The sequence below is a fragment of the Streptococcus suis genome (assembly GCF_002964045.1).
Taxonomy (GTDB): Bacteria; Bacillota; Bacilli; order Lactobacillales; family Streptococcaceae; genus Streptococcus; species Streptococcus suis_U.
This window is the reverse complement of the sequence record NZ_POPB01000478.1, coordinates 1-392: the sequence shown is the minus strand read 5'-3', so window position 1 is coordinate 392 and position 392 is coordinate 1. Positions and strand designations below refer to the sequence as shown.

Below are 392 nucleotides of genomic sequence, written 5' to 3'. Positions count from 1 at the left end.
TCCGATCTAATATTGAAAACTTTTTCTAACTGTCCGGCTGAAGCAAGTGAGCTTCCTCCAAATTTAATAACTTTCATTCTCATCTCCTTGGATATTTTTTTCTATTATAGCAGAATGATATGAAATTGTCAGTATGTTCAGACAAATCTTGCCAAGAATTTTATCGAAAAACGAACAAGAGGTAAGTATGAAAATTTCAGAAAAATATTTTTTTCTTTCAACTGTGTTACAATTAAAGTAATAGGAGGCGAGTATGGTAAAAGCAATTATTTTCGACATGGATGGTGTACTTTTTGATACAGAAACATTCTATTTTCAACGTCGAGTGAATTTTTTAGCGACAAAAGGTTTATCGGTTGATCATTTGGATCCATCTATATTTGTCGGTGGAA

At 31.9% G+C, this 392-nt stretch carries 1 pseudogene; it reads left to right on the top strand.

What is annotated here, in order from left to right:
* Positions 1 to 253: 253 nt before the first annotated feature.
* Positions 254 to 392 (top strand): annotated as a pseudogene (locus tag C1E99_RS12140) (HAD family phosphatase); the annotation flags it as partial.